Source organism: Phreatobacter sp. (assembly GCF_051860605.1).
Classification (GTDB): domain Bacteria; phylum Pseudomonadota; class Alphaproteobacteria; order Rhizobiales; family Phreatobacteraceae; genus Phreatobacter.
The window spans coordinates 428,726-448,711 of the sequence record NZ_JBHYDR010000003.1 but is presented as its reverse complement, the minus strand read 5'-3'; the positions used below and the strand labels follow the sequence as shown (position 1 = coordinate 448,711).

Below are 19,986 nucleotides of genomic sequence, written 5' to 3'. Positions count from 1 at the left end.
GAGGCGTGGAGCCGCTCTGCCGTTGGACGATCGATCCCGGGAACCTACCTAAGTAGGTGGGCGCCGTGTACCCAAGTCCACGGACAAGGGCAGGGACAGCTCCCTCAAGATCGATAAGGCCCCGGGGATATTGTGTCCTGACGAACGTCGCAGCTCCGTCGTGATAGATAGGCCGGATCGTGCGCCGGCGGAAGGGGCCGGCCCGGTCTCGCGCGCTGTCACCGCTGCCATCCGCAGCGGCCGGTTGACGCCCGCGACGGCTCGGGTCCTATAGACTGGTCCGAGACCGGAGACCCCCGAGCACCCATGCCGCTGCCGAAGCCCGTCACAGCCCTCGCCCCGCCCATGCCGGCCAGCCTGGTGGAACGCTTCGCGGCCCTGGTCGGCGCGCGCCACGCCATCACCGATCCCGACGATCAGGCGCCCTATCTGCGCGACGACCGCGGGCTCTATTTCGGCCGCACGCCGCTGGTGGTGCGCCCCGGTTCGACCGCGGAGGTGGCGGCGGTGCTCGCCCTTGCCCACGAGACCGGCACGCCGGTGGTTCCGCAGGGCGGCGCGACCGGCCTCGTCGGCGGCCATGTCCCGCACGAGACCGGCGCCGAGATCGTGCTGTCGCTGACGCGCATGAAGACGGTGCGCGCCGTCGATCCGGCCGGCAACACCATGACCGTCGATGCCGGCGTGACGCTGCAGGAGGCGCAGGATGCGGCCGCGGCCGTCAACCGGCTGTTCCCGCTCAATATCGGCTCCAAGGGCTCCTGCACCATCGGCGGCAACCTCTCCACCAATGCCGGTGGCACGCAGGCTGTCGCCTATGGCATGGCCCGCGACCTCGTCCTCGGCGTCGAGGTGGTGCTGGCCGACGGGCGCATCTGGAACGGCCTCAGGACCCTGAAGAAGGACAATACCGGCTATGACCTGAAGCACCTGTTCGTCGGTGCCGAAGGTACGCTCGGCATCATCACCGGCGCGGTTCTCAAGCTCGTCCCGGCGCCCCGCTCCATCGAGGCGGCCTGGGTCGGCGTGACCTCGCCGGAGGCCGCGCTTGAACTGCTGCAGCGGGCGCAGGAGCGGGCCGGCCCCTCGGTCACCGGCTTCGAACTGATGCCGCGCAACCTGTTCGGCTTCGTGCTGAAGCACCTTGCCGGTGCGCGTGACCCGCTGGCGGCGCCGGCGCCCTGGTATGTCCTGATGGAACTCTCCACCGCCTCGGCCGGGGGCCTGCGCGAGACGCTGGAGGAAATCCTCGCCGCGGGCTTCGAGGCCGGCATCGTGGAGGATGCGGCGCTCGCCGACACGATCGACCAGCGCAACGCCTTCTGGCGCCTGCGCGAGGGCATGAGCGAGGTGCAGAAGTTCGAGGGCGGCTCGATCAAGCACGACGTCTCGGTGCCGGTCGCCTCGGTGCCCGCCTTCATCGCCGAGGCCAATGCCGCCTGCGAGGCGCTGATCGAGGGCTGTCGCGTGGTGCCCTTCGGCCATCTCGGTGACGGCAACATCCACTACAATCTCAGCCAGCCGGTGGGCGCGGACAAGGAGGCCTTCCTCGCCCGTTGGGACGAGGCGCAGGCGCTCGTCCACGGCATTGTCGGTCGCTATGGCGGCTCGATCTCGGCCGAGCACGGCATCGGCCGCATGAAGCGCGACCTGCTGCCGGGCGTGAAGGACCCGGTGGAACTGGACCTGATGCGCAGCCTGAAAGGCCTGCTGGACCCGAAGGGCATCCTCAACCCCGGCAAGGTGCTGTAGCGGTCGGGCAGTCCCTGCTCGGATCGACATCGGACGTTTTGTCGTCTATAAGCGACAAATGATTCAGGTGCGGATGACGCCTGTCTTCGAGCGATGGCTCCTTGATCTGCGGGATCGGGACGCGCGTCGCAGGATCGTGTTGCGCATCAGCAGGCTCGAACTTGGTCATTTCGGCGATGCCAAGCCGGTCGGAGACGGTGTTGCCGAACTTCGCATCGATCACGGACCGGGATACCGGGTCTATTTCGCCCGCCGCGGTGACACCGTGGTGATCCTGCTGTGTGGCGGAGACAAGGCGAGTCAGTCCCGTGACATCCGCAGGGCCATCCAGATGAGCAGGGAGTGATGATGATGCCGCTCGAGACCGTTCCCTTCGATGCCGCACGCTTCCTGGAGACGCAGGAAGATGTGATCCGCTATCTCGAACTGGCGCTGGAGGAGGGCGATGCCGCCCTTTTCCAGAAGGCGCTCGGCGACGTCGCGCGCTCGCAGGGCATGGGCCCGATCGCTGAGGCGGCAGGCGTCAACCGGACGGCGCTCTACAAGGCCCTCAGCGCAGAGGGCGATCCGCGGCTCAGCACGCTGATGGCCGTTCTCAGGGCTCTCGGTCTCCGGCTGTCGCTGCAATCGGCCGCCTGAGGAGGCTCAGAACAGGCTGCCCTGTCCGCCCTTGTCTGCCTTGGCGCTCCGCGTCCGCTTCGGCACCGCGTCGGCCGCGGGCGCCGCCACCGTCTCGCCCGCCGGGCGCTGCACCTCCGGCCCGTCATTGGCGACGCGGCCGATCGCCGGCCCGATCGGCACCAGTTCGAGTTCGATCTGCAGCGGCGGGCTCAGCAGCGCCTCCGCCCGTTCCGCCGTGGTCTCCGGGTCCAGCCATTCGTTCCAGTTGGCCGGGTCGAGGATGACCGGCGAGCGATGGTGGATCGCCGCCATCGGCCCCTCGGCCGGGCCGGTGATCAGGGCCGCCGTGTCCATTTCCGAGCCGTCGGGCGAGGTCCAGGTCTCCCACAGGGCCGGGAAGGCGAACAGGCCGCTGTCGGGCCGGCGGGCCATGTAGGGCGTCTTCACCTTGCCCTCGGTCTTCCATTCGTAGAAGGCATCGGCCGGCATCAGCGCCCGCCGACGGGTGAAGGCTGCCCGGAACGAGGGCTTCTCCCGCGCCCCTTCCGAGCGGATGTTGAAGACGAGGGGGAAGTCCTTCGGGTCCTTGACCCAGCCGGGGATGAAGCCCCAGCGCATCAGCACGAAGCGGCGCCGGCCCTGGTCGATGGTCACCACGGGCACGGGCTGGGTCGGTGCGATATTGTAGCGCGGCGGGAAGTTCGGCCGGTCCTCGTAGCCGAAGGCCGCCTGCATCGCCTCTGGGATCGTCTTGATCGCGTAGCGCCCGCACATGGTTCCCTACCGGAAGGAATGACGGCGGCGGAGGCAGGACCTTAAGCCTTCCTTCACCGCGCCCGTGGCTGATAGTGACCAGTCTGAGGGGACCTGCACAATCCATGCTGGACGCCATGATTCCGGATGCGCCACTGTCGCTGACGCCCGAGCGTCTGCGCGCGGCCAACATCCATCCGGAAACCCGGCTGGCCACCGACTATCTCAACCACTTCAACGAAGTGGTCATGCTGCTCGAACTCGTCCCCACCATGCCGGACTGCATCGAGGATGTGCTGGCCTGGGCGCCCGCCACCTACGAGCAGCATTTCATCCGCTCCCATTACCGCGACAAGGACCTGGTGCTTGAGGCCTTTGCCCATGCGCCGGTTGGCGTGCGCCGCCGCTTCCTCGCCGTGGTCGAGGAGATGGACCGGGTCATGGTCGACACCATCACCCAGCTCTCCGGGCAGGGAGCGACACCGGTCGCCGGCTATATCGCGGAGGAAGCGGGCGACCGCATGAAGCACCTCGTTGCGCGCGCCGCCGGCCTGATGAACGCGGTGATCGAGGAGGACATCGAGGAGATGGAACCCGCCTCGGCGCAGGACGCCATCGACGACCTGATGAACGGCTGATAGCGTCCGCCCCCCGCGCCGCTCCGGAGCCCCTTCACAGTGTCTGATCGCAGCTACCCGCCAAGGCCGATCCTCGCCGTTTCCACCGCCGTGCTGCGATCCGGCCGGGTGCTGCTCGCGCGCCGGGCCAATGCACCGGGTGCCGGCCTCTACAGCCTGCCCGGCGGGCTGGTCGAGATCGGCGAGACACTGGCCGAAGCCGCCGCCCGCGAACTGATGGAGGAGGTGGGCGTCACCGCCCAGCCGATCGGCCTGTGCGGTGCGCGCGACGTCATCCACCGCGACGACGAGGGGCAGGTGGCGCGCCATTTCGTGGTCGTGACCTATGCGGCGCTGTGGACCTCCGGCGAGCCGGCAACGTCGCTCGAGGCCGACGATGTCCGCTGGGTTGCGCCGCACGAGATCGCCGGCCTGCCGACCACCGAGGGCCTTGCCGAGGCCGTGGCCGCCGCCTTCGCGCGCGCCGGACGCTGAGCGCCGTCAATCATGTTGCGCGGACGCGGTTGCACGGCTGCCGGCCGTCCCGCATATCTCGGCCATGCTGCGCCGGACCGCCCCGTTCCTTGTTGCCGCTGCCCTGGGTCTGGCCGGGCCGGTGGATGCGTGGTCGCAGCCGGCAAGGCCCCAGACCGCTGCTCCCCCGTCGGCCGCAGCCCAGCCTGCCGCACCCCAGGCGCCGCTGCAGGCGCCCTACGATCCCCAACTGATCCGGCTCGCGGAGATCATGGGCGCCCTGCACTATCTGCGAACCCTGTGCGACGGGCCGGAGACCGGAGCCTGGCGGCGCGAGATGCAGGCGCTTCTGGACGCAGAGGCTCCGGGCGGCGATCGCCGCGAGCGGCTGGTGCAGAGCTTCAACCATGGTTACAGCGGCTTCGAGCGCACCTACCGCACCTGCACGCCGGCGGCGCGCCTCGCCACCCGCCGCTTTGTCGAGGAGGGGCGGCGCATTGTCGTCGACATCTCCAGCCGCTTCGTCAACTGACGCTGCGCCGCGCGGGGCATAGCGAGACGGCGTTGCCAGACGGCGTTGCCCTCTGGCGACAGCGCGGATTTTTCCCATCGCGTTAACCCTCCGGTCAGAATTGGCTCACCGTCCGGCAGCGCCATGTTAGGGTTTGCGCAGTGGGACAGGGCCGATCCAACGGTCCAACGCTTGGACGAGTCGATGCATTCCATGCCTGCCATAACCGCCCGCACGGCGGAAGCCGAAGACCAGCGCCGCGTCGCCATGGGCTATGTGTCCGAGGCCTTCGCGGAGGCCCGGCTGGATGGCCTGGATGTCGACTGCATCGCGCAGGCCGCGATCTTCGCCTCCTTCGTCGAGATGGTGGCGACCTATGGCGAGGACGCCAGTGCCGTCTTCGCGGAGCGGCTGGCCGAACGGCTCCGGGCGGGCGAATTCACCGTGGAGCGCTCGTCCCACTGAGCGTTCCGGGCAAGCGGCGAGGCCTTGGCGTGACCCCCCGCAGAGCGGCCATCCTGGGAACCGTGGTGTCGAGCCTGGCGCTCGGCGTTGCCGTCGCGCAGATCCTGCCCGTGGAACGTCAGCGCCTGCCGCAGCAGCCCCCGGTCCTGTCCGGTTCGGGCGTCCAGCTGCGCCAGGGCATCCGGGATGTGACGCCGGGGGCCGACACGCAGCCTGTCACCCCGCCGGCAAGCCCCGCGCCGGCAAGCCCTTCGTCAGCCAGCCCCGCGCCGGCAAACCCCGCGCCGCCTCCGGCCGCTGCCACCGCCGCGCCAGTGCCGGTTCCTGCTGCCGAGACACGGCCGCCACGCCCGCGTCCGCCACCGCCGGCCTCCGTCGACCTGCTGCCGGACAACGAGGACCTCGGCGACCGTGTCGGCGCCATGCGCGAACGGCTGATCCTGGCCGCCCGCTCGGGCGACCTCGAGCGGCTGAAGGTCGTGTTCGAGACCAACGAGACCATGCCGGTCTTCTCCCGCGGCGGGGAGCGCGATCCGGTCGCGTTCTGGAAGCAGGCCTCGGGCGATGGCGACGGCCGCGAGATTCTCGCCATCCTCATCAACATCCTCGACCTGCCGGCGGCCCGGATCAATCGCGGCACGCCACAGGAGATGTTCGTGTGGCCCTATCTGGCCCATGTGCCGCTCGACCGCCTCGACGCCCGCCAGTCGGTCGATCTCTACCGGCTGATGACCGCGCAGGACGTGCGCGACATGCGCACGCTCGGCTCGTGGGTGTTCTGGCGGCTCGGCATCGGCCCGGACGGCACGCTGCACTTCTTCCTGGCCGGAGAGTGAGCCCTATTTGCGCGTCAGGCTCTGCAGGATGGCGGCAAGCTCCGCACCGTAGGTGCGCTCGCCCTCCTTCGAGCCCCAATAGGTCAGCACGATGGTGGCCGACGGGTTCACCACGATCACGCTGACGCTGATCTCGATGTCCTCGTCGTCCTCGTCCTTGCCCGAATAGGCGAGGGTGACCACCGGCATGCCCCTGATCTGACCTTCCTGCTGCCGCTGGGTCGAGGCGTCGATCTTCACGCCCTGTTCGATCAGATAGGAGAGCGTCTGCTTGACCGCGTCCTCGGTGCTGGCGACCCCGGCCGGGCGCACCGCGACATAGATCTCGTCGTCGTCGGTTGTCGCCTCCACGCCGCGCTCGGAGACCTTCGGCGACCACGCATCGGGCAGGGTGATCTCGGCAAAGGGCGGCGAGCCGAGCTGGTAGGTGGCGGCCGAGGCCGCTACGGGCATCAGGAACAGGGCCGCCAGGAGGGCGAGGACGGGGGCAGTGAAGCGCATGGGGGAACCCTTGAACGGATGGAGGCACACGGCACTCCGGGTGGCGCGATGCTGCCACCGCGCCGGCGCGCTGTCCTCTCATCCTGCGCAGGAAAAGCGGTTGGCAGGACAAGCCGCGGGCAGGATCGGCTCATCGGCCGAGCACCAGATGCGTCCAGTGGACATCCGGCCGGCCGAGCATGTCGCCGTGCCGGCTCTCGTGGAGCCCCCGAAAACCATGGCGACGGCCGAGAGCCACGGTCTCTTCGGCCCCGACCTCGAACATGCGGCGCCCGTCCGGCACGGGGCCGTGGCGCAGCGTCACGAACAGCTGCGCGCGCGGCGCCCCAAGCCCGGCGATCGCCGCCATCGCGACGGACCGTTCCGCCGCATCGAGATGCATCCAGACGGCCGTCAGCATGACGAGATCGCAGCGGTCCGGCCGCGCGCGCAGCACGGCCAGGTCCGGCAGGCTGTCGTCGATCCAGGTGATGCCGAGGCCGGCATGCAGCCGCTCGCCATGCGCCCTCAGTTCTGCGGTCGGCTCGACGGCGGTGACCGCAAAGCCCCGGCGGGCGAGCGCCGCCGCATCGCGGCCGGTGCCGGCGCCGATATCGAGGGCCCGGCCGGGCGGGGCGGGCAGCAGGTGCAGGACCGGCGCGTGGACCTCATCGAAGGTCACGCTCTCATACTGCTGGGCGAGGGCATCGGCCGAACCGGCATAGCCGTCGGTCGAGGCCCCGCTCACGCCCGCTGGTCCTGGAACCGGACCGCCTGCCCGCCCGACGGCGTGACGAGGTCGCCCTCCCACATGACGCGCCGGCCGCGGATGACGGTGCCGACCGGCCAGCCGGTCACCTCCCGGCCGTCATGAGGCGTCCAGCGGCTCTTCGAGGCGATCCAGTCATGGGTGATGGTCTGGCGCCGCTTCATGTCGACGATGGTGAAATCGGCGTCATAGCCGGCGGCGATGCGCCCCTTGCCGGCAATGGCGAAGATGCGCGCAGGGCCGTGGCTGGTGAGATCGACGAAGCGCTCAAGCGTCAGCTTGCCCGCGTTCACATGGTCGAGCATGGTCGGCACCAGCGTCTGGACCCCGGTCATGCCCGAGGGCGAGGCCGGATAGGTCTTCTGCTTCTCCTCCAGCGTGTGGGGGGCGTGGTCGGAGCCGAGCACGTCGACGATGCCCTGTTCGATACCCTTCCAGATGCCGGCCTGCGCGCGCGCGTCGCGCACCGGCGGGTTCATCTGGGCGAGCGTGCCGAGCCGCTCGTAGCAGTCGGGCGCAACCAGGGTCAGGTGATGCGGCGTCGCCTCGCAGGTGGCGACATCCTTGTGGTTCTGGAGATAGTCGATCTCCTCGGCGGTCGAGATGTGCAGGACATGGATCTTGGCGTTGAAGCGTCTGGCGATCCCGACCAGCCGCTCCGTGCACATCAGCGCCGCGATCTCGTCGCGCCAGACCGGATGGGAGCGCGGGTCGCCCTCGATCCGCTCGCCCTTGCGTTCGCGCAGGCGGAACTCGTCCTCGGAGTGGAAGGCCGAGCGGCGGCGGGTGTTCTTCAGGATGGCGGCGACGCCCGCATCGTCCTCGACCAGCAGCGAGCCGGTGGACGAGCCCATGAACACCTTGATGCCGGCCGCACCCGGCAGGCGCTCCAGTTCGGCCACATGGGCTGCGTTCTCGTGCGTGCCGCCGACCCAGAAGGCGAAGTCGCAGTGCATCCGGTCCCGCGCCCGCGCCAGCTTGTCGGCGAGCGCCGCCTCGGACGTGGTCAGCGGGTCGGTGTTCGGCATCTCGAACACGGCGGTCACGCCGCCCATGACGGCTGCGCGCGAGCCCGATTCGAGGTCTTCCTTATGGGTCGGGCCCGGCTCGCGGAAATGCACCTGGCTGTCGATCACGCCGGGCAGGATGTGGAGCCCGGTGCAGTCCACCACCTCGCCGGCCGAGGACCGGGACAGGTCGCCGATGAAGGCGGTGCGGCCGTCGGTCACGCCGATGTCGCGCTGGCCCTGGCCGTCCTGGTTGACCACCGTGCCGTTCCTGAAGATGACGTCATAGGTGGTCATGGATGGCTCCCGGCATCGGGCCGGGGCTTGTCCCCGGCGCGGCCTCGCTTATGTCGGAGATTGACGGGAGTGCCAAGATGACCGGGGGGCGGCATGGCCTTGCAGCACTGCACCAAGGTCCTGCGTCCTTCGAGGCTCGCTTGCGCTCGCACCTCAGGATGAGGAGGGTGGTGTGTTGCATAGGCCCGGCCTGCTGGCGAGGCGCCAGATCGCCGCCATGCCGGATGCAGCCCCCGCGCACTACCGCCGCACCGCCTTTGCCTGCCAACAACCGCAAAAACCATGCGGTCCTCGCGCACGCCCGCCTCGAAGGACGCACGTTATTGATGCCCTCATTGCCCCTCAGGCCGGGCACAATGGAGTTGTCGTGATGCACAGCGCCTTCCTGCCCGAGCGTGGCGTCATCCGGATCGCCGGCGAGGATGCCGCGCGGTTTCTGCAGGGCCTGGTCACCTGCGATGTGGAGAAGCTGGCGCCCGGCGAGGCGCGCTTCGGCGCGCTCCTCACCCCGCAGGGCAAGATCGTGGCCGATTTCCTGATCGTGGCGGCGCCTGAGAACCTCGGCGGCGGCTTCCATCTCGACCTGCCGAAGGTGCTGGCGCCGGATCTGGTCCGAAAGCTAACCTTCTACCGGCTGCGCGCCAGGGTGCTGATCGAGGACCAGTCCGATCAGGTCGGCGTCACCGCCTTCTGGGGCGGGGCTGAGGCCCCCGTGGTCGGCGGCATGCTCTATCGCGATCCGCGCCATGAGGACCTCGGCTGGCGGATGATCGCGCCGCTGCCGATGGAGCTCGTCAGCGATGCCGGCGCCTTCCAGGCCCATCGGATCGGGCTCGGCATCCCCGAGGGCGGGCGCGACTTCAGCTATGGCGATGCCTTCCCGCACGAGGCCGACATGGACCAGTTCGCCGGCGTCGATTTCGCCAAGGGCTGCTATGTCGGACAGGAGGTGGTCAGCCGCATGGAGCATCGCGGCACCGCCCGCACCCGCATCGTGCCGGTGACCTATGCCGACCATGCGCCGATGGAGGGCGCCGACGTGATGGCCGGCGACAGGGCCGTCGGCATGATGGGCTCGTCGGCAGAGGGCAGGGGCCTTGCGAAACTGCGGCTCGACCGGGTCGAGGAGGCGCTGGCCGCCGGGCAGACCCTCAGCGCCGGCGGGATCGCGCTGACCCTCGTGAAGCCCGACTGGGCGCGTTTTTCCGTTCCCGCCGCCTGAAACGGCAAAGCCCCCGGCTGGTGGCCGGGGGCTTGACCGGGGCTTTTAGGCCGCCGGATCAGTCGCAGACGCGGACGCGGCGGACGGCCGGGCCGTAGGGGGTGTCGACCCAGCGGCGCACCGTGTAGCACTCGCCATAGACATAGCCGGGGCGGGCATAGGCGCTGTGGGCGGCGATCGAGGCGGCCGCGCCGCCGATGACGAGGCCGGCGATCAGGGCGCCGCCGAAACGCGGGCGGGCTTCGGCCTGGGGGGCGGCGACCACCGACAGGGCGGCGGCGGCGGTGGCGGCGAGAGCGAGGGTCTTGAAGCGGTTCATGGTGGGTCTCCGTCAGGTATCCTGGGGCCCGTTGCCCCGGTCCTCCATGGGTCGCGGCGGGGACGAAAAAGGTTCGATCAGGCTCGTGATTTTTCGTGCTGGCGACAGGCGAGGCCTGATTGCAGGCTCGCGATTCACCCCCGGAACGGCAAAGCCCCCGGCTGGTGGCCGGGGGCTGGACCGGGGCTCAGGGGCCGCCGGATCAGTCGCAGACGCGGACGCGGCGGACGGCCGGGCCGTAGGGGGTGTCGACCCAGCGGCGCACCGTGTAGCACTCGCCATAGACATAGCCGGGGCGGGCATAGGCGCTGTGGGCGGCGATCGAGGCGGCCGCGCCACCGATGACGAGGCCGGCGATCAGGGCGCCGCCGAAACGCGGGCGGGCTTCGGCCTGGGGGGCGGCGACCACCGACAGGGCGGCGGCGGCGGTGGCGGCGAGAGCGAGGGTCTTGAAGCGGTTCATGGTGGGTCTCCGTCAGGTATCCTGGGGCCCGTTGCCCCGGTCCTCCATGGGTCGCGGCGGGGACGAAAAAGGTTCGGGCCCGCGCAGTGTTTTTTGCGCAGGCCCGAGGGTGTGGCGGATGTGATGCGTCAGGGGCGTGCCGTCGCCGGGGCAGGATCGACGCTGGCCGGCCGCGGGGCGGCTCCGGCCGGAACCTGCGCCGTGTCCGGGCCGGCGGCCGGGGCCCGCGCCGTTTCCGGAACCGGTGCCGGCGGCGCCGTCACCATCGGCACGCCGGGCTGGTCGGGCCGGTTGGTCGCCTGCAGCGCCGGGACCGGGTCGGCCACGCCGGCGCCGAGATGGGGATCGGGACCCGTGCCACGCCGGGCCGTCTCCTGCAGGATCTGACGCAGGGCGGTCGGATCGATGTCGGGCTGCCGCTCGATGATCAGCGCCGCGATGCCGCTGACATGAGCCGCCGCCACCGAGGTGCCGGACGAGATCTGGTAGCCCCCGCGGGGCGCGGGCAGCAGGACCTCGACACCCGGTGCGGCCACCGCGACGTGGTTGCCGCGGCTGGCGGCCGAGAACAGCCGGCCGTCGCGGTCGGTCGCGGTCACCGCGATGACATTCGGATCGGCGGCCGGGAACGACACGGGCGCGTCCGGCCCCTCGTTGCCCATGGCGGCGATCAGCGCGATGCGCCGCCCGGCGGCGACCTGGATGGCGCGGGTCATCATCGGGTCGCGCGGGCCGGCGAAGCTCATGTTGATGACGCGCGCGCCCTGCCGGATCGACCAGTCCATGGCCCGGAGGATGTGATAGCTCGTGCCGGTTGCGCCCGCGGTCTGGCCGGGGGCGAAGGCACGGGCGGCGAGAATGTTGGCGCGGGGCGAAACCCCGGTCAGCTGGTTCTGCGCGACGATGGCGCCGACCATGCCGGTGCCGTGCTCATGGGGCTGGAAGGTGCCGCCGACCGCATCGAAACTCTGCACCACGCGGCCGTTCACCTCCGGATGGGAGGCATCGACACCGGAATCGATGACGGCGATCGGAACGCTTTCGCCGCGGGCGATCAGATGCGCCTCGGGCAGGCGCAGCGTGTCGACGACATATTGCAGCGAGGCGCCGCCGCCCTGGGTGGTGGTCGCGCTCTGAAGGCGGAACACGTAGCTCGGCCGCTCGAAGACGTAGTTCGGCTGCACATAGGCGATGCCGGCCGCCCGCTGCATGGCCCGGATGGCCGCCGGCACCGTCAGGCGGTTGGGCACCCGGTAGCGATGCACCATCGTGCCGACCAGGTCGGACCGGTCCTGCGAGATGAGAGTCAGGTTGAACCGGCGCACCACGTTGCGGACGGCAGCCGGGGAGGCGTCGCTGCGCATGATGAACAGCACTTCGTCAGGAACGAAGCGCCGCTCGTTGGCCGGCGGCAGGCCGGGCGCATCCTGCGCGCGGGCCTGGCTGGAGCGGGCGATGCTGACAAGCGCGGGAATGGCGAGGGCACCGGCTGCGGCTCCGGCGATCACGCCAGGCGCGATGCCCGGACCCGGAGGAAGGCCGGGCGGCAGGCCGCCTCCGCCGCCACCGGGCGGAAAGCCGCCGGGCGGCCGGCCACCGGGGGGGAAATTCGGTCCGCGCGGCGGCAGTTCCACCACCGGCCCGCGGTCGGGCCATCCGGGCCGGCCACCGGGGCGGCCTCCCGGCGGGCGGCCGGGCGGGCGGGTCGGCGGCCTCGTGGCGACGCCGCCATCGGTCGGCTTGCCAGTTGTGCCGGGCCTGCCGCTGCCGGGCACGCGATCGCCGCCATAACGGCCACCGGGACCGCGACCGACGCGGCCACCTTCGCCACCGGTACCGCGGCCGACACGGCCACCTTCGCCGCCGAAGCGGCCTGTGCGACTGCCCTCGCCGCCGAAACGTCCCGTGCGGCCGCCTTCGCCGCCGAAGCGACCCATGCGGCCACCTTCGCCGCCGAAACGTCCCATGCGGCCGCCTTCGCCGCCGAAGCGACCCATGCGGCCACCTTCGCCGCCGAAACGTCCCATGCGGCCGCCTTCACCGCCGAAACGGCCCATGCGGCCACCTTCGCCGCCGAATCGTCCCATGCGGCCACCCTCGCCGCCGAAGCGGCCGAAGCGGCCGCCCTGGCTCCGCAGGCCCTGCAGCCGTTCGACGCCGCGCATGCGGTTCTGGATGTCCATGCCGCGACCGCGACCGCGAAACACGTCGCGGCCTCCGCCACCGATGCTGATCCCGCCGATGCCGATGCCGAACTGGGCCTCGGCCGGCCGGACATCGGCGACGAGGAAGGTGGAGCCGGCGAGCAGCGCCAGAAATGCGGCCAGAGCCCCCTTGCGGACGCGCGCGGCGACCGGCAGGCGAGGCATGGCAAGCGTCATTTCGGTGCGGTCGGCCTCGGCGCGATCAGTCTCAACGCGATCGATATGGTCACGATCCGTCCTGGCGGCGTCCATGGTGGCATCCCTGGCAATCGACAATCGGCCCCGTGTCTAGGCGGGGATTGTTTCTGTTTGACTGCTCACATGTTTCAACGGCTCCGGGGCCGTCATGTGGCGGCCGGACCCGCCCCTCAGGAGGCAGGGCCGGCGAACCGCACCACCGCGGAGCGGGCGCGCAGGGTCGCAAGGGCCGCGTCGATCTCGGCCTGGTTCATGCCGGCGCCGCCGATCCGCACCCGGTAGAAGCCGCCCGGCCGCGGACCCTCGACAATGGTACCGCGCACCTGGTTGAGCAGGCCGGTCATGTCCTCGGTCGTGGCACCGGCCTGGAAGCCGATGAGCAGGAACGTGCCCTGGGCGGCCGCGCCGGCCGCCGGCTGGTGCGAGGCCGTCTGGAAGTTCGCCGGCCCGCCGATGAAGCTGGAGCCGATGATGCCGGCCTGAAGGACCAGGGCGACCGCCGCGGCACCCGCCGCATAGGCCAGCGTGCGCGGCGACAGGAGGCTCAGCTTCCCGCCGAGCCAGTCAGCGAAACCGGACCGGGCACGCGCCGTCAGATGGGCGAGCTTGGCCGGCTCCGCCTCGACCCGCCGCATCAGATCGTCGAGCACGCGGGGGGAGGGGCGGGGCGAGGCCTCGGCCAGCGCGAAGGTCGCGTCCTGATCGTCGCGGACGATCTCCAGTTCCTCGCGCAGCGTCGGATCGGCGGCCAGCGCCGTCTCCACGCGGGCATTGTCCTGGGGCGACAGGGTGCCGGCGGCGTACCAGGGAAGCAGCTCGGAAACGGCCCGGCGCTCGGCATTCTCGATGGGGCTGCGAGTCGTCATGGCCAACCTCGATCGACTCCCTGGCTCTGCATGAGCTCCTGGAGCCGTTTGCGCGCATAGAACATGCGCGTTTTGACGGTGTTTTCCGGGATCCCGACAATCTCGGCCACCTCGGAGATCGATTTCTCCTGGTAGTAGACGAGATCGATGATCTCCCGGTGCTCGTTCGAAAGCTGGTCAATGCAGCGGCGGATCGCCTGTGCCTTGTCAACCTTCTGAGCCACCACCTCGGGTGTGTCCGCATCGTCCGCGATGGCGGAGGCCTGTTCCTCGTCGAGTTCCGCCTCTGTCGTTTTCCTCAGCGAGGACAACGCCTTGAAACGAGCCATTCCGAGGATCCAGGTCGAGACGGACGAACGTCCCTCGAACCTGTCGGCCTGCCGCCACACGTCCAGGAAGACTTCGCCGATCAGGTCTTCAGCCTGCCCTTCGTCCCGGATGAACCGGAGAATGAACCGGAACACGCGGACATTGTGACGGGCATAAAGGGTCCTGAAGGCGAGGCGATCGCCCTTGGCAACCCGGAGGATAAGATCCTGGTCGCTGTCAGACTGCATCACCACTCCCGAGCCGGGGGGCTCGCAAGGTCAGTCGCGGCAGCCGGCGAAAAGGTTCAAGGACCATGGAAGAATCTGTCGGAGCCCGGCAGGCGGGCCCGCGTAACATGCCGGAACGGCCCGCAAGGTCAACCTCGCGACCGGCGGCGCGCAGCTGAGCGGCGTCGAGCGCGCGGCAGCACCGTGGCGGGTGACGACGCTGGCCGGGCCGGCTATGGCTGTTGCCGTCATGACCGGCTCTCCTGCCTCCGCCCCGACCCTTGCGAACGGCGCCAAGGCCGCGCTGCGCGCCGCGGCCCTCGCCCGGCGTGACGGGCTCGGCACGGCCGCCCGCATCGAGGCGGCGCTGGCCCTGGCCGAAGCCTTTCCGCTCGATGTCGTTGCGGTCGCCGGCCGCATCGTCTCCGGCTTCCTGCCGATCCAGTCCGAGATCGACGTCCGCCCGCTGATGGACCGGCTGCGGCTGGCCGGCGCGCGGCTCGCCCTGCCGGCCTTCCCGGACCGGAAAGGCCCGATGATCTTCCGCGAGCTGGTGCGCGGCGCGGCGCTCGTGCCCATGGGCTTCGGCACGGTCGGGCCGGGCCCGGAGGCGGCCGCGGTCGAGCCGGATATCCTTCTCACCCCGCTCGCCGCCTTCGACGCCGCCGGCCACCGCATCGGCTACGGCAAGGGCCATTACGACAGGGCGCTCGCCCGGCTCGACAGCATCGCGCCGCGCATCGCCGTCGGTGTCGCCTTCTCGGTGCAGGAGGTTGACGCCGTGCCGCATGAGCCCCATGACCGCAGGCTGGATTTTTTGCTCACGGAACGGGGATTGACGAGTTATGGCGTCAGCTAATCTTCCCAACTGGGTAAACTTTACTCAGGCGGTTGGCCCAACTTTTGTTGCGATTGTCGCGGCGGGGATCGCATCTCTGATTCAATACAATCAGTGGAAGACCGCGAAGTCGAAGTTGGCAATCGACCTGTTCGACCGTCGGTTTGTTGTTTACGAGGCGACCAGGAAGCTTGTGTCCGCTTTGCTTCAGCAAACAAAAATGCACGACGATGAGCACCGAGATTTTATCAACAAGACATGGCACGCAAGGTTTTTGTTCGACCAAGAACTTTGCAAATACATAGAAAATTTCAGAATTATTGCGATTAACCTCAATCTTTATCATGAAACCTATGAGCAGAGAATGAATGATCCGGCGCGAGGGCAGGTAATTAAGGAACACTATGGCCGATTGAACTATGTGATGGCTGAAAGCCAGAAACTGGAGGAGCGCTTCTTGCCCTATCTGGATTTGAGCAACGTGAAATGAGTATGCGCCTCCTCTTCCTCGGCGATGTCGTCGGCAAGGCCGGCCGGACCGCCGTCACCGAAAAACTGCCCGGTCTCGTCGCCGACCTGAAGCTCGACTGCGTCGTCATCAACGGCGAGAACTCCGCCCATGGCTTCGGCATCACCGAGGCGATCTACCAGGAGCTTCTGGATGCCGGCGCCGATTGCGTGACCCTCGGCAACCATTCCTGGGACCAGCGCGAGGCGCTCGTCTTCATCGACCGGGCGCCGCGTCTCGTCCGTCCGGTCAACTATCCCGCCGGCACGCCCGGCCGGGGCGCGGCCCTGGTCGAGGCCAAGAACGGCGCGCAGGTGCTGGTGGTCAACGTCATGGGCCGGGTGTTCATGGACGCCATGGACGACCCCTTCGCGGCGGTCGAGCGCGAGGTGGAGGCCGCCCCGCTCGGCCGGGTGGCCGATGCCATCGTCGTCGATATCCATGCCGAGGCGACCAGCGAGAAGCAGGTCATGGGGCATCTGCTCGACGGGCGCGTGTCGCTGGTCATCGGCACCCACACCCATGTGCCGACCGCCGACCATCACGTTCTGGCCGGCGGCACCGCCTATCAGAGCGATGTCGGCATGTGCGGCGACTACGATTCGGTGATCGGCATGGACAAGGCCGAGCCGCTGCGGCGCATGCGCGAGAAGACGCCGGGCGGCAAGTTCGAGCCGGCCGGCGGCCAGGCGACGCTCACCGGCCTCATCGTCGAGATCGGCGCCAACGGGCTTGCCACGGCGGTGACGCCGCTCCGGGTCGGCGGGGTGCTGGAACAGACCGGCCTCGGCCGGGCCTGATCCCGGCTGCGCGTGTCGTTGCTCCGGGGTGCCGGATGCCGGCCGCTCCCTCAGACCTCCATCATCTCGGTGGAGGCGATCTCGATGCCGAAGCCGCCGAGACCGACATAGTGGCGGGTCTTGGAGGCCAGCAGGCGGATCTGGTTGGCGCCAAGGTCGCGCAGGATCTGCGCGCCAAGCCCGATCTCCCGCCACTGGTCGTCGCGCATGCGGGCTGATCCGTGGCTCTCGTGGATGTCGGGCGACGGCGCCGTGGCGGCCAGCGACTGGGCCGGCACGCCGGCCGTGCCGTCGCGCAGGTAGATCAGCACGCCGCCCTTCTCGGCCAGCATCTTCATGGCGCAGTCGGTCGCCCGGTTGGTGCCGAACACGTCGCGCAGCACGGTCTCCCGGTGCAGGCGCACCAGGGTCGGGCCGGCATCGTCCACCTCGCCGAACACGACCGCCAGGTGCTCCACCCGGTCATAGGGCGTGCGATAGGCAATGCCGCGCGCCGGGCCGTAGGGCGTCTCGATCGGGAACTCGCCGGCGCGCTCCACCAGACGGTCGCGCGCCTGACGGTACTTGATCAGGTCGGCGACCGAGACCATGACCAGCCCGTGCTTCTCGGCGAAGGCCGTGACCTGCGGCCCGCGCGTCACCGTGCCGTCGTCATTGACCAGTTCGCAGATGACGCCCACCGGCGGCAGGCCCGCGAGCTTGCACAGATCCACTGCCGCCTCGGTATGGCCGGAGCGCATCAGCACGCCGCCCTCCTTGGCGATCAGCGGGAAGATGTGGCCGGGGCGGACGAAATCGACCGCGCCGACATTGGGATTGGCCAGCGCGCGGACGGTCGCGGTGCGGTCATCGGCCGAAATGCCGGTGGTGGTGCCGTGGCGATAGTCCACCGACACGGTGAAGGCCGTGCCGTGCGGGGAATCGTTGGCCGAGACCATGGGGTCGAGGCGCAGGCGCTGCGCCTCCGCCACCGTCAGCGGCGTGCAGACGATGCCGGAGGTGTGGCGCACGATGAAGGCCATCTGCTCGGGCGTGCAGAGCGAGGCGGCGACGATCAGGTCGCCCTCGTTCTCGCGGTCGTCGTCGTCGGTCACGACCACGATCTGGCCCTTCGCGAAGGCGTCGAGGGCCGCCTTCACCCGTTCGGTGGCTTCTAGCATGGCTCTCTCCTCGTCGCGCGGCCCCTTCAGGCCGATGAAATCATTGGGGGTGACGGCGCCGCCGGTCAGTGCGGCCATGCGCTCGGCCGTCTCGCGCGACATCCAGGGCGTCTCGCCATTGCACAGGGCCGTGATCGTCGCCGGCGAGACGCCGAGCTGACGGGCGAAGGCTATGCGGGTGGTGCCGGTGCGCAGGAGCCAGGTATCGAGCTTCATGGCGCGACCATCGCGCCAGCGCGTATTTCAGTCAAACTGAAATCGAGAGGGATCAGCTCTGCATTTCGGCAGAGCTGAAGTCGCGCCTCACCGGCTGCCGAGAGCCTCGGCCTTTGCGCGATCCCACCACCACACCGTCGGGAAGGCCGCGCCGCCATAGGTCGGCAGACGCTCCGGCCGGGAGAAGCGGTTCCACCGCGCCGTGCGTTCCTCGGCCGAGTACCAGGTCGGGATCATGTAGTGGTTGTGGAGCAGCACCCGGTCCATGGCGCGCGTCGCCGCGACCAGTTCGGCGCGGTTCTTCGCGAAGATGATCCGGTCGATGATCCTGTCGATGGCCGGATTGCGGATGCCGGCGCGGTTGAACGAGCCCTGCCGGCCGGCCGCCTCGGTGCCGAAGAAGTCGCGCTGCTCGTTGCCGGGGGACAGCGACTGGGGATAGGAGCCGAAGATCGCCTCGAAGCCGAACTCGCGCACCCGGTTCACATATTGCGAGGAATCGACCACCCGGATGGTCAGTTCGACGCCGAGCCGGTCGAGCGAGGCCTTGAAGGCAAGCGCATGGCGCTCGAAGGAGGGGCCGTTGAGCAGCAGTTCGATGCGCAGCGGCTCGCCGGTCGCCGGGTTGACCATGCGCCGGTTGCGGACCTCGTAGCCCGCCTCGCGCATCAGCCGCAGCGCCTCGCGCAGATTGGTGCGCTGGGCATCGGGCGTGCCGCCTGCCGGCGCACGGTAGGGCTCGGTGAACACCTCCGGCGGCACATCGGCCCTGACGGTCTCGAGGATCGCCAGTTCCTCGCCGGTCGGCAGGTCGCGGGACGCCAGCTCGGTGCCGACGAAATAGCTGTCGGTGCGCTTGTAGGCACCGAACATCAGGTTGGCGTTCATGGTTTCGAAGTCGAACATCAGGGTCAGCGCCCGCCGCACCCTCACGTCCTGGAACTTCTGCTGGCGCAGGTTGAGGATCACCGCCTGCATGTTCGTGGAGGCCCTCTCCGGGAAGGTCTCCTGGATCACACGGCCGTCGCGCACGGCCGGGAAATCATACTGCGTCGCCCAGATGCGCGCCGTGTTCTCGAAGCGGAAGTCCACCTGGTCGGCCTTGAAGGCCTCCAGCTGCACGGTGGAATCGCGGAAGAACTCGAAGCGCTGTTCGTCGAAATTGTGCTTGCCGACATAGACCGGCAGGTCCCTGGCCCACCAGTCGGCGACGCGCTCCATGACGATGGTGCGGCCCGGCTCGAACGACCGGACGCGGTAGGGTCCGGAGCCGAGCGGCGGTTCCAGCGTGGTCTGCGAGATGTCGCGGCGACGGCCCTGTGCGTCGGTGCCCTCCCACCAGTGGCGCGGCAGGACGCGGATCTGTCCGACGATCTGCGGCTTCTCGCGGTTGCCGGGCGCATCGAAGGTGAAGGTCACCTCGCGCTCGGCCGTCTTCTCCACGCTGACGACGTTGCGATAATAGAAGCTCTGCCGGGGATTGAGCTCCTTCAGCTTCGCCATCGTCCAGATCACGTCTTCCGGGGTGATCGGCTGGCCGTCATGCCAGCGGGCGTTCGGATTGATGCGATAGGTGACGGAGGAATAGTCGTCCGGGTGGCGCACCGCATCGGCAATGGCGCCATAGGCGGTGGAAATCTCGTCCATCGTGTCGTCGAACAGCGGCATGTAGAGCAGGCCCGTGACCGGGGCCGCCGCGCCGCGCGGCAGGACGTGGTTGAAGCTGTCGAAGCTGCCGGTGATCGACTGGCGCACCACGCCGCCCTTGGGGGCCTGCGGATTGACATAGTCGGTCTGGGTGAAGCCGGGCGGATAGCGGATCTCGCCGGTCAGCGACAGGGCGTGGCGCCAGGGCGGCGGTTCCGATGCCTGCGCGCCCGAGGCGACCAGCAGACCGGCGGCGAGGGCAACAAGGCCGCGAAGAAACGGGGTCATGGCGCAGGGCTCCGTGAATCTGTCAGGCCGCATGATAGGGCGTCATGCGGCGAGGGAAAGGCGGGGGCGGGCGTCCGTCGCACCCCGATGGCGCTTTGCGGCGCCAGCCCCTATCTGTCTGCGACGGCCACCCGGCCCG

Annotated in this window: 23 protein-coding genes and 1 other RNA gene; 12 read left to right on the top strand and 12 right to left on the bottom strand. The window is 69.4% G+C overall.

The genetic code is table 11. From position 1 onward, the window contains the following. Positions 1 to 4 precede the first annotated feature (4 nt). Positions 5 to 159, bottom strand: a non-coding RNA gene (gene ssrS, locus ACTIFS_RS07670) — 6S RNA. Positions 160 to 306: 147 nt separating this feature from the next. On the opposite strand from ssrS, the gene ACTIFS_RS07665 reads away from it, so the two are divergent. From ACTIFS_RS07665 to ACTIFS_RS07655, 3 genes are read left to right on the top strand one after another with little or no spacing between them, the layout of a single operon-like run. Then, on the top strand, positions 307 to 1,752 hold the full coding sequence (locus ACTIFS_RS07665) for an FAD-binding oxidoreductase (protein ID WP_439573465.1): 1,446 nt from the start codon (positions 307 to 309) through the stop codon (positions 1,750 to 1,752). A gap of 58 nt (positions 1,753 to 1,810) precedes the next feature. After that, the gene (locus tag ACTIFS_RS07660) at positions 1,811 to 2,098 is read left to right on the top strand and encodes a type II toxin-antitoxin system RelE/ParE family toxin (protein WP_439573464.1); all 288 of its coding nucleotides are present in this window, start codon (positions 1,811 to 1,813) and stop codon (positions 2,096 to 2,098) included. Continuing rightward, positions 2,098 to 2,391, top strand: a complete 294-nt coding sequence (locus ACTIFS_RS07655) for an addiction module antidote protein (RefSeq protein ID WP_439573463.1) — start codon at positions 2,098 to 2,100, stop codon at positions 2,389 to 2,391. The genes ACTIFS_RS07660 and ACTIFS_RS07655 overlap by 1 nt, the downstream gene beginning before the upstream one ends. 6 nt (positions 2,392 to 2,397) lie before the next feature. Here ACTIFS_RS07655 and ACTIFS_RS07650 read toward each other — a convergent pair whose 3' ends face one another. Further along, positions 2,398 to 3,147, bottom strand: coding sequence for an SOS response-associated peptidase (locus ACTIFS_RS07650; RefSeq protein WP_439573462.1), 750 nt, complete (start codon positions 3,145 to 3,147; stop codon positions 2,398 to 2,400). A gap of 104 nt (positions 3,148 to 3,251) precedes the next feature. Between ACTIFS_RS07650 and ACTIFS_RS07645 the strand changes: the two genes are divergently transcribed. The 5 genes from ACTIFS_RS07645 (at position 3,252) to ACTIFS_RS07625 (ending at position 6,029) form a co-directional block, all read left to right on the top strand. Beyond that, positions 3,252 to 3,764, top strand: a complete 513-nt coding sequence (locus tag ACTIFS_RS07645) for a hypothetical protein (RefSeq protein WP_439573461.1) — start codon at positions 3,252 to 3,254, stop codon at positions 3,762 to 3,764. Positions 3,765 to 3,803: 39 nt separating this feature from the next. Further along, entirely contained in the window at positions 3,804 to 4,238 is a 435-nt protein-coding gene (locus tag ACTIFS_RS07640) for an NUDIX hydrolase (RefSeq protein WP_439573460.1), read from the top strand. Positions 4,239 to 4,302: 64 nt separating this feature from the next. Then, positions 4,303 to 4,749 carry a TIGR02301 family protein gene (locus tag ACTIFS_RS07635; protein ID WP_439573459.1) on the top strand — a complete coding sequence of 149 codons (447 nt, stop codon included), beginning with the start codon at positions 4,303 to 4,305 and terminating at the stop codon, positions 4,747 to 4,749. Positions 4,750 to 4,941: 192 nt separating this feature from the next. Next, a complete protein-coding gene (locus ACTIFS_RS07630) occupies positions 4,942 to 5,193 on the top strand; it encodes a hypothetical protein (RefSeq protein WP_439573458.1) in 252 nt (83 codons plus the stop codon). A 29-nt stretch (positions 5,194 to 5,222) separates the two neighbouring features. Further along, a complete protein-coding gene (locus ACTIFS_RS07625; protein WP_439573457.1) occupies positions 5,223 to 6,029 on the top strand; it encodes a hypothetical protein in 807 nt (268 codons plus the stop codon). A gap of 3 nt (positions 6,030 to 6,032) precedes the next feature. On the opposite strand, the gene ACTIFS_RS07620 is transcribed toward ACTIFS_RS07625, so the two are convergent. From ACTIFS_RS07620 to ACTIFS_RS07610, 3 genes are all read right to left on the bottom strand, one after another. Continuing rightward, positions 6,033 to 6,530 carry a hypothetical protein gene (locus tag ACTIFS_RS07620; RefSeq protein ID WP_439573456.1) on the bottom strand — a complete coding sequence of 166 codons (498 nt, stop codon included), beginning with the start codon at positions 6,528 to 6,530 and terminating at the stop codon, positions 6,033 to 6,035. 130 nt (positions 6,531 to 6,660) lie between these two features. Then, positions 6,661 to 7,257, bottom strand: coding sequence for a class I SAM-dependent methyltransferase (locus ACTIFS_RS07615; protein WP_439573455.1), 597 nt, complete (start codon positions 7,255 to 7,257; stop codon positions 6,661 to 6,663). Further along, complete coding sequence (locus tag ACTIFS_RS07610) at positions 7,254 to 8,582, bottom strand: dihydroorotase (protein ID WP_439573454.1); 1,329 nt, start codon at positions 8,580 to 8,582, stop codon at positions 7,254 to 7,256. Before ACTIFS_RS07610 ends, ACTIFS_RS07615 begins: the two co-directional genes overlap by 4 nt. 370 nt (positions 8,583 to 8,952) lie before the next feature. On the opposite strand from ACTIFS_RS07610, the gene ygfZ reads away from it, so the two are divergent. After that, on the top strand, positions 8,953 to 9,804 hold the full coding sequence (gene ygfZ / locus ACTIFS_RS07605; RefSeq protein WP_439573453.1) for a CAF17-like 4Fe-4S cluster assembly/insertion protein YgfZ: 852 nt from the start codon (positions 8,953 to 8,955) through the stop codon (positions 9,802 to 9,804). Positions 9,805 to 9,862: 58 nt separating this feature from the next. Here ygfZ and ACTIFS_RS07600 read toward each other — a convergent pair whose 3' ends face one another. From ACTIFS_RS07600 to ACTIFS_RS07580, 5 genes are all read right to left on the bottom strand, one after another. Beyond that, a complete protein-coding gene (locus tag ACTIFS_RS07600) occupies positions 9,863 to 10,123 on the bottom strand; it encodes a hypothetical protein (protein ID WP_439573452.1) in 261 nt (86 codons plus the stop codon). 202 nt (positions 10,124 to 10,325) lie between these two features. Further along, the gene (locus ACTIFS_RS07595; RefSeq protein ID WP_439573452.1) at positions 10,326 to 10,586 is read right to left on the bottom strand and encodes a hypothetical protein; all 261 of its coding nucleotides are present in this window, start codon (positions 10,584 to 10,586) and stop codon (positions 10,326 to 10,328) included. Positions 10,587 to 10,714: 128 nt separating this feature from the next. After that, positions 10,715 to 13,042, bottom strand: coding sequence for a S8 family peptidase (locus ACTIFS_RS07590; RefSeq protein ID WP_439573451.1), 2,328 nt, complete (start codon positions 13,040 to 13,042; stop codon positions 10,715 to 10,717). A gap of 116 nt (positions 13,043 to 13,158) precedes the next feature. After that, complete coding sequence (locus tag ACTIFS_RS07585; protein WP_439573450.1) at positions 13,159 to 13,854, bottom strand: hypothetical protein; 696 nt, start codon at positions 13,852 to 13,854, stop codon at positions 13,159 to 13,161. Further along, complete coding sequence (locus ACTIFS_RS07580; protein WP_439573449.1) at positions 13,851 to 14,411, bottom strand: sigma-70 family RNA polymerase sigma factor; 561 nt, start codon at positions 14,409 to 14,411, stop codon at positions 13,851 to 13,853. The genes ACTIFS_RS07585 and ACTIFS_RS07580 overlap by 4 nt, the downstream gene beginning before the upstream one ends. 229 nt (positions 14,412 to 14,640) lie before the next feature. Between ACTIFS_RS07580 and ACTIFS_RS07575 the strand changes: the two genes are divergently transcribed. Genes ACTIFS_RS07575 through ACTIFS_RS07565 form a run of 3 tightly spaced genes read left to right on the top strand, consistent with a single transcriptional unit; the run spans position 14,641 to position 16,536 of the window. Next, positions 14,641 to 15,249, top strand: coding sequence for a 5-formyltetrahydrofolate cyclo-ligase (locus tag ACTIFS_RS07575; protein ID WP_439573448.1), 609 nt, complete (start codon positions 14,641 to 14,643; stop codon positions 15,247 to 15,249). Next, positions 15,236 to 15,718: a hypothetical protein gene (locus ACTIFS_RS07570; protein WP_439573447.1), complete on the top strand. Its 483-nt coding sequence runs from the start codon at positions 15,236 to 15,238 to the stop codon at positions 15,716 to 15,718. The genes ACTIFS_RS07575 and ACTIFS_RS07570 overlap by 14 nt, the downstream gene beginning before the upstream one ends. Positions 15,719 to 15,720: 2 nt before the next feature. Further along, positions 15,721 to 16,536, top strand: coding sequence for a TIGR00282 family metallophosphoesterase (locus tag ACTIFS_RS07565; RefSeq protein ID WP_439573446.1), 816 nt, complete (start codon positions 15,721 to 15,723; stop codon positions 16,534 to 16,536). Between the two features lie 50 nt (positions 16,537 to 16,586). On the opposite strand, the gene ribB is transcribed toward ACTIFS_RS07565, so the two are convergent. Then, positions 16,587 to 17,912, bottom strand: a complete 1,326-nt coding sequence (ribB, locus tag ACTIFS_RS07560) for a 3,4-dihydroxy-2-butanone-4-phosphate synthase (protein WP_439573445.1) — start codon at positions 17,910 to 17,912, stop codon at positions 16,587 to 16,589. 87 nt (positions 17,913 to 17,999) lie between these two features. Then, positions 18,000 to 19,847, bottom strand: coding sequence for an extracellular solute-binding protein (locus tag ACTIFS_RS07555; protein WP_439573444.1), 1,848 nt, complete (start codon positions 19,845 to 19,847; stop codon positions 18,000 to 18,002). Positions 19,848 to 19,986: the final 139 nt, after the last annotated feature.